Raw genomic sequence first — 5,218 nt, 5'->3', positions numbered from 1 at the left:
GCCCCACCGTCCGATAAAAGCATGAACGTCGGCCCGTGTGACAGGTTGCGTCGTGGCCCAACACTTTGACGCGCAGCCACAATGCATCCTGATCGCAATCGGTACGCATCTCGACGACATGCTGGAAATTGCCTGACGTTTCGCCCTTTTTCCACAGCGCGCTGCGTGAGCGTGACCAGTAGTGGGCGATGCCTGTCTCCAGGGTCAGCGCCAGCGCTTGCGCATTCATGTGCGCAACCATCAGCAGCACACCGTCTTCGGCGTCGGTGACGACGACCGTGACGAGGCCGGCTGCGTCGAAGCGCGGTGAAAACACCGCGCCTTCCTCCAACGTTTTCTTGTCCGAGGGAGCTTTCGGAAATTCCAGTGCCGACATCGCCGGTCCTTATCTAGCGATATTGGCTAGGGGCTTAAGCCCCGCCGCCGCGCACCATTGTGACGAAACGAACCTGCTCTTCGGGCGTGTCCTTGAAGACGCCGGTGAAGGTCGAGGTGAGGGTGGTTGAGCCCTGCTTGCGGATGCCGCGCATGGCCATGCACATGTGCTCGGCCTCGATCATCACGGCGACGCCGCGCGGATTGAGCACATCCTGGATGACGCCGGCGATCTGCGCCGTCAGCGCCTCCTGGGTCTGCAGGCGATGGGCAAAGATATCGACCACACGCGCGATCTTGGACAGGCCGACGACCTTGCCGTCCGGCAGGTAGCCGACATGCGCCTTGCCGATGATCGGCACCATGTGGTGTTCGCAATGCGAGTGGAACTGGATATCCTTGACGATGACCAGGTCGTCATAGCCGGCGACCTCCTCGAAGGTGCGACCGAGTTCTTCCGACGGGCACATGTCGTAGCCGCCGAACATTTCGCGGAAGGCCTTGGCCACCCGCTTCGGCGTGTCGACCAGCCCTTCGCGGTCCGGATTGTCGCCGGTCCAGCGCAAAAGCGTGTGCACGGCGGCCTCGACTTCGGCTTCGCTCGGCCGGTCGGTGACCGGCTTCTCCATATAGGCTGACTGGGGCATGAGCTTCTTGATGACGGCATCCATAAAGGCGTCTCCCGTAGTCCCTCTCGGTGGAGGAACGAGTTGAACGGACCACGACCTTTCGGTGTCAGAAACTTGCCCGGTTTCCAGCCCGTAAGTGGCGTGAACTTCCCGGCAAGGACACTGGCTTTCGTTGTCTTGTCGATACCGGACTGCCAGCATTATATAAGGTCATGACGAGCGAAAGGAAGACACGACAGCGGCAATCGCTGTTCGCTTGGCGGCGACGGATTGGAAAATAATGATCGACGACGTCTATAATGCGAAAATTCTCGGTTTTGCCGGAAACATCGCCCGCATCGGCCGCCTCGACCATCCTGACGCGACTGCAAAGGCGCATTCCAAACTGTGCGGCTCGACCGTCACCGTCGACCTCACGATGGAGGACGGCGTGGTCACCGACTTCGCCCACGACGTGAAGGCCTGTGCGCTCGGCCAGGCGTCATCCTCGATCATGGCCCAGCACGTCGTCGGCGCGAGCGCCGAGGAATTGCGCGCGGTGCGCGACACCATGCTCAAGATGCTGAAGGAAAATGGCGCCCCGCCTGACGGCCGCTTCGCGGACCTGAAATATCTGGAACCGGTACGCGACTACAAGGCGCGGCACGCCTCGACCATGCTGACCTTCGACGCCGTGGTCGACGCGATCGGCCAGATCGAGAAGAAGCGCGCCGAAGAAGCGGCCTGAAGGCAAGTAGCAGGAGCCTGGACCAGGAACCGGCTCAAACCCGCGCTTCCAGCGCCCGTCTGCTTTCGGCAAATTCGCTTCGTATCCAGTCGGCGAACGCGGCGGCTGGCTCCGAGAGATCGCGCAAGCTCCTGGCCACCAGCCAGTACGCGCCGGATGCGACGTCGATGTCGAACGGCTTGATCAGCGCGCCGGATGCGATTTCTCCACCGATCTGCAAGAGATCGCCCAGCGCCACGCCGTGCCCGAGCAGGGCAGCCTGCCTTGAAAGCGACGTATCCGCCAGGATAGGACCGCGCGCGGGCACGGCATCGGCGGGAACGCCAGCCGCTTCGAACCAGCGCGCCCAACCTTGACGGTTCTCCTCGTGCAAAAGCGTGTAGCGGCCAAGGTCAATCGGCTTCTCGAGGGCAGGGCCAGAGGCGAGCAATGCCGGCGACAGCACCGGTGAATCGGCTGTCGAGGCAAGTCGCTCGGCTTCGCTGCGTGGCCACGAAGTGGCATGCGCGCTGAAGCGCAAGGCCAGTTCGGGCTGATCGCCGCGGAAATCGATCGGCCTTATATCCACTTCGAGAGAAACGTCGATATCGGGCCGCAATTCGCGAAACCGATTGAGCCGGGGTACCAACCACATGGATGCAAGCGATGGCTCGACACTGACGCGAACCACGGACTGCGCCGGCGTCGCCACCAGTTCCCCAAGCAAGGTGTCGATGGCGTCGAAACTTCTGACGAGCTGATCCAGCAGTCGGCGGCCGGTGTCGGTCAGTTCGACGCGGCGATGGTGACGTTCGAACAAGGGCCGGCGCAGGAAGATTTCGAGCTCGCGGATCTGCCGGCTGATCGCCGCCTGCGAAACGAAAAGCTCTTCGGCGGCCTTGCTGAAGCTCAGATGCCGGCCTGCCGCCTCGAAGCTCCTCAATGCCGTCAGCGGCAGGCGTCCGCGCTTCATTCGCATAACCCAGGATTATCCGAAGTGGAAATTATACTCGTTTGAAGGCGAAGGCCAGCAGCGGTCTAATCAGCGTCAAAGGAGACACGGTCATGATCCAGATCTTGAGCATCTTTGGCGATGTCATGCGGATCGTAACGTTCCAATGGCGTGACGGCAGACCGCATGCAAAGCGCTGCGAAGAGCCGGTCAGTCCTGTTCGGTGGGCGCCTTCGGCTGGCCGGCAGCCGTTTCGCCGTTCCCGACCCTGATGGCATGGCGAGTGGGCAAAAGGGATTGCGTTCTCCAGCCGAAGCCCACATCTATCGCGTGGGAAACGCGATTGTATCGAGCATGATCTGTGGACAAACAGTTTTGGTTTGTCCGAGAGAACCGGTTCCCTCTTTCGGGATCATGCTCTGGAGCGGAGACTGCGGTGGGCCACCAGCATGGGCATATTGCCGGAGCGCCAAAGGGTGGCCGCAACTGGGCCGGCCCGTGGCGCAAGACCCCCGGCCGGCTCCTGGGCACGTCGCTTGTGCGCCTGTACCAGCTGACGTTGTCGGGCTTTGTCGGCAATTCCTGCCGGCACCTGCCGACCTGCTCCGAATATGCGCATGAGGCGATCGCCCGCCATGGCCTGTGGGCCGGCGGCTGGATGGGATTTTTCCGGGTGCTGCGCTGTGGGCCCTTCGGGACGCATGGCATCGACCTTGTGCCGGAGGTGCTGGCGGATCGCTACGTCTGGTTCGCACCCTGGCGGTATTGGCGGATCGGCAACAAGCGCGGCCGGGCGCAGGGCTGATCGAGGTGCCAAGCTTTGTGTTTACGATCCGGTAGGGTTAACGCGAAGCTGCACAAACACTGCGCATTTGAGACAAAATCGAGACAAGAGACCTCGCTAAGCCGCTTGCGAACCCCTCTGGAGCGAGCATCAAATGCGTAATTTCGACCGTCTTCCCTTCATCCTTGCCGGAATCCTGTTCCTGCTCGCCTGGCTGCTGGGATTTCCGCTGCGCGCGCAATCGGCGCCGCTTGGGGACGTGCAGTGTACGCTGATCCTCGACGCCGCGAGCGGCAAGACGCTTCACCATGATGGTGTGTGCGACCAGAGGTTCAGCCCGGCTTCGACGTTCAGGGGGCCGCTGTCGCCGATCGGCGCGCGCGGATGATGTGGCCGCCGGAGTTGGTTGGCGCTCGCCTTGGTGCCCTGGAAAAACGGGCGGCGATATCGCTGCTTTCGAGATCTTCGATTTCATCGAATCCAAGGTCGAGGAGTGACTTCGTCAGTTCGCCAGGGACGAAAAAGCTGATCCACGGCTCGCCGACAGAGGCGACGCGTGCCGCGTAGAAAGCCAGGGCGGCCTGTCCGGCCGCATCGCGATTCTCATACGGTTCGCTGTAGTCGAACACCACCTCCGAACCCGGGGTGGTGGCGATGTAGGACAGCGTGCTGAAGATCGCGCCTTTCGTCAGGTATGGCACGACCCCCAGCCAAATGAAGAAGCTTGGCTCGGTCGACTTCAAGCCGGCCAATGCCAGTTCCTCGGACAGACGCTGCCGCTCGAAATTGACCGGCACGAATGTGGTGGTGGGCGGTTCGGCAAGACCGGCATCGGCGATGCACCTGCGTTTCCAGGCTTGGGTTGCCGGATGATCGACCTCGAACACCAAGAGATCCGGGTACGGATTGCGCAGCGAAAACGTGTCGAGGCCGGCACCGAGCACGACGAGCTGGCGGATGCCACGACGCACCGCCGCCGCCAGCCAATCCTCGGCAATGCGGGCGCGCGCCACCACGAACAGGCGCATACGCTGGCTGTGGGCATCCTCTTGCGCAAGCTGTTGCTCGACGGGAGCACCTTCACCGAGAATCGCAATCGCGTATGGGTCGCGAAACAGCGCCGCCTCTGGTGAAACCTGATGGAGAGCCCTCAAGCGTGYGACGCGCAGGGCGGTTCGGCTGGGGGATGCGTCTTCCATGTCGGGGATTCCAAGCCATGCCGGCGATGTTCGCAAGCCTTGACGACCGGCCTTCGACATCTCTGGCGACATTTCCTGACGGCCAGGTCAATCAGCGCTCTTTACCTGGCGCGGCGCTGCCTCTAAAACCCGCCCGCCGCCGGACGCATCCGGCTTTACCCCCATGCATGTCGCCCAAAGCGTTGCACACTCTGAACGACATGCAGTTGACCACCCGCGCTCGTTTGCGGGACTGGATAGGAGAACCCCATGCTGAATTCCGTTTCCCTGACATTTCCTGATGGCTCCGTCCGCGAATACGACGCGGCGATGACCGGTGCCGGGCTTGCCGAATCGATCTCGAAATCGCTGGCCAAGAAGGCGGTCGCCTACAGTATCGACGGCGTCGTGCGCGACCTCAGTGATCCGCTGGGCAAGTCCGGCAAGGTCGAGATCGTCACCCGCGACGATCCGCGCGCACTGGAGCTCATCCGCCATGACACCGCACATGTGCTGGCGGAAGCCGTGCAGGAATTGTGGCCGGGGACGCAGGTGACCATCGGCCCGGTGATCGAGAACGGCTTCTATTATGAT

General features: G+C 62.2%; 7 protein-coding genes and 1 pseudogene. 4 read left to right on the top strand and 4 right to left on the bottom strand.

Translation table 11 applies throughout. The annotated features are described in order from the left end of the window. On the bottom strand, positions 1 to 376 hold a 376-nt coding region (gene hisI / locus ACXJ7R_RS24405; RefSeq protein ID WP_457154070.1), incomplete at its 3' end, for a phosphoribosyl-AMP cyclohydrolase. A gap of 34 nt (positions 377 to 410) precedes the next feature. Then, on the bottom strand, positions 411 to 1,046 hold the full coding sequence (folE, locus tag ACXJ7R_RS24400; RefSeq protein WP_457154069.1) for a GTP cyclohydrolase I FolE: 636 nt from the start codon (positions 1,044 to 1,046) through the stop codon (positions 411 to 413). 238 nt (positions 1,047 to 1,284) lie between these two features. Here folE and ACXJ7R_RS24395 point away from each other — a divergent pair, with 238 nt between their 5' ends. Next, the gene (locus ACXJ7R_RS24395; protein ID WP_457154068.1) at positions 1,285 to 1,731 is read left to right on the top strand and encodes an iron-sulfur cluster assembly scaffold protein; all 447 of its coding nucleotides are present in this window, start codon (positions 1,285 to 1,287) and stop codon (positions 1,729 to 1,731) included. Between the two features lie 34 nt (positions 1,732 to 1,765). Here ACXJ7R_RS24395 and ACXJ7R_RS24390 read toward each other — a convergent pair whose 3' ends face one another. Then, positions 1,766 to 2,683 (bottom strand): LysR substrate-binding domain-containing protein, encoded by a 918-nt coding sequence (locus ACXJ7R_RS24390; protein ID WP_457154067.1) that lies wholly within the window; start codon positions 2,681 to 2,683, stop codon positions 1,766 to 1,768. Positions 2,684 to 3,098: 415 nt separating this feature from the next. On the opposite strand from ACXJ7R_RS24390, the gene yidD reads away from it, so the two are divergent. Both yidD and ACXJ7R_RS24380 read left to right on the top strand, forming a co-directional pair. Continuing rightward, positions 3,099 to 3,467, top strand: a complete 369-nt coding sequence (gene yidD, locus ACXJ7R_RS24385) for a membrane protein insertion efficiency factor YidD (protein ID WP_457154066.1) — start codon at positions 3,099 to 3,101, stop codon at positions 3,465 to 3,467. A 133-nt stretch (positions 3,468 to 3,600) separates the two neighbouring features. Continuing rightward, a pseudogene (locus ACXJ7R_RS24380) lies at positions 3,601 to 3,822 on the top strand (class D beta-lactamase); the annotation flags it as partial. On the opposite strand, the gene ACXJ7R_RS24375 reads toward ACXJ7R_RS24380, so the two are convergent. After that, a complete protein-coding gene (locus ACXJ7R_RS24375) occupies positions 3,797 to 4,645 on the bottom strand; it encodes an SAM-dependent methyltransferase (RefSeq protein ID WP_457154065.1) in 849 nt (282 codons plus the stop codon). The pseudogene ACXJ7R_RS24380 and the gene ACXJ7R_RS24375 overlap by 26 nt on opposite strands. Positions 4,646 to 4,894: 249 nt before the next feature. Between ACXJ7R_RS24375 and ACXJ7R_RS24370 the strand changes: the two genes are divergently transcribed. Beyond that, positions 4,895 to 5,218, top strand: a 324-nt coding sequence (locus ACXJ7R_RS24370) for a TGS domain-containing protein (RefSeq protein WP_457154064.1), incomplete at its 3' end; no start/stop codon positions are given.

This window comes from Mesorhizobium sp. P5_C1 (genome assembly GCF_054049815.1).
Note: the sequence above shows the minus strand (reverse complement) of the source record. Positions and strands in the feature narration are given on the sequence as shown.